This window comes from Vibrio sp. 1557, from assembly GCF_033340175.1.
In the GTDB taxonomy this organism is placed as follows: domain Bacteria; phylum Pseudomonadota; class Gammaproteobacteria; order Enterobacterales; family Vibrionaceae; genus Vibrio; species Vibrio alginolyticus.
In genome coordinates this window covers 1-2,164 of sequence record NZ_JAWOVZ010000066.1, presented here as the reverse complement: position 1 = coordinate 2,164, position 2,164 = coordinate 1, and the positions used below count along the sequence as shown (strand labels likewise).

General features: G+C 43.3%; 1 protein-coding gene. It reads right to left on the bottom strand.

Features of this window, described 5'->3' with window-relative positions:
• Positions 1–409 precede the first annotated feature (409 nt).
• Positions 410–2,164: AAA family ATPase (locus tag R7070_RS24540; protein WP_318141328.1), on the bottom strand; the 1,755-nt coding region annotated here is incomplete at its 5' end.

The following is a 2,164-nucleotide window of genomic DNA, read 5'->3' as shown; positions in this document are numbered from 1 at the left end:
TGAAACCTAAATTGTTTCCGAAGAAACTATTTGGATTATCATCAACGAGTGCCCACACAGATTGATAGGTCTATATTTTTAAAGAGCACACTTCGAAGTTCTCTTCAAAGTGGACGGCTATTTTAGCTAGATAACTTATCGTGTCAAACACTTTTTTAAGTTATTTATCTGCGAGTTAATTTTAACTCACTAACCGTAGTTGTTTAGGTTCCGCTTCACTTGCTTTCCCGTGACAACGGAGGCGCATTATAGGGAGTTCATTAAAGAACACAAGTGCATTTTTTAAAAAAACTCACCTTTTTAGTTTATTCGTATAGAAAACAGACAAAAGACTCTAAAAAACTATAGAAAAGGGGCCAAACGGCCCCTTTAGTGTGATTTTTATCTCAATTTTACTGTATCCATACAATTATTGATGAGCACAAATTTGGTCATTAGTAACAATTAGCTGCACTGTCTTGTCTGGAACGATTTCACCAGAAAGAATTGATTTGGCTAACGGGTTCTCGACATTCTGCTGAATTGCACGTTTTAAAGGACGCGCACCATACACAGGATCGAAACCAACTTGAGCGATCAAATCGAGCGCTTTGTCGGAAACTTCTAGTTGATAGCCTTTCTCCTCTAGTCGTTTCGCCAAACGTTCCAATTGAATAGAAGCAATGGACTTAATGTGTTCTTGACCAAGTGGATGGAACACCACGATTTCGTCAACACGGTTCAAGAACTCTGGGCGGAAGTGTTTGCTAACCACATCCATCACTTCACTCTTGATACCTTGATAGTCTAATGTTGCGAAATTCTCTTGGATACGAGATGAACCCAAGTTAGATGTCATGATCACAACCGTATTACGGAAGTCAACAGTACGACCTTGACCATCCGTTAAACGCCCATCATCGAGAACTTGCAGCAGAATGTTAAATACATCCGGATGCGCTTTCTCTACTTCGTCTAACAAAATTACCGAATACGGCTTGCGACGAACCGCTTCAGTTAAGTAACCACCCTCTTCATATCCGACATAGCCTGGAGGTGCACCAACCAACCTTGCCACTGAGTGTTTCTCCATGAACTCAGACATATCGATACGGACCATCGCATCTTCACTGTCGAACATAAAGCTCGCAAGTGTCTTACAAAGCTCTGTTTTACCCACACCAGTTGGACCTAAGAATAAGAAGGAGCCAATTGGTCGGTTTGGATCAGAAAGCCCAGCTCGACTACGACGAATGGCATTCGATACAACAGAGACCGCTTCGCTTTGACCTACCACACGATTATGCAGCACGTCTTCCATGCGAAGGAGTTTCTCTTTTTCCGCTTCTAGCATCTTGGATACCGGAATACCGGTTTGCTTAGAAAGTACTTCTGCAATCTCGTTGTCGGTTACTTTATTACGCAATAGCGTCATTTCCTGCATTTCAGCTTGGGTTGCAAGATCTAACTGCTTCTCAAGTTCAGGAATACGACCATATTGAAGCTCCGACATACGGTTTAGATCGCCAGCTCGGCGAGCAAACTCCATGTCCATACGAGCTTGTTCAAGCTCAGACTTAATATGTTGAGTACCAGAAAGAGCTGCTTTTTCTGTATTCCAAACCTCTTCTAGTTCAGCGTACTCACGTTCTTTTTCATTGAGTTCTTCATTAAGCGCTTTCAAACGCTTTTCACTCGCTTCATCGTGCTCGTTACTTAGTGCTTGCTGCTCAATTTTGAGTTGGATGATTTTACGCTCAAGCTTATCCAAGGACTCCGGCTTAGAGTCAATTTGTAAACGAATGCTTGAAGCCGCTTCGTCGATTAAGTCGATCGCTTTATCCGGCAACTGACGGTCGGAGACATAGCGATGTGACAAACTCGCCGCAGCAACAATCGCTGGGTCGGTAATTTCGACGTGATGATGAAGCTCATAACGTTCCTTCAAGCCACGTAAAATCGCCACGGTATCCTCAACGGTCGGCTCATCCACCAGCACTTTTTGGAAACGACGTTCTAATGCTGCATCTTTTTCGATGTACTGACGATATTCATCCAATGTTGTTGCGCCAACACAGTGCAGCTCACCACGAGCTAATGCCGGTTTTAGCATGTTGCCCGCATCCATTGAGCCTTCACCTTTACCAGCACCGACCATAGTGTGTAGTTCATCAATGAAGAGGAT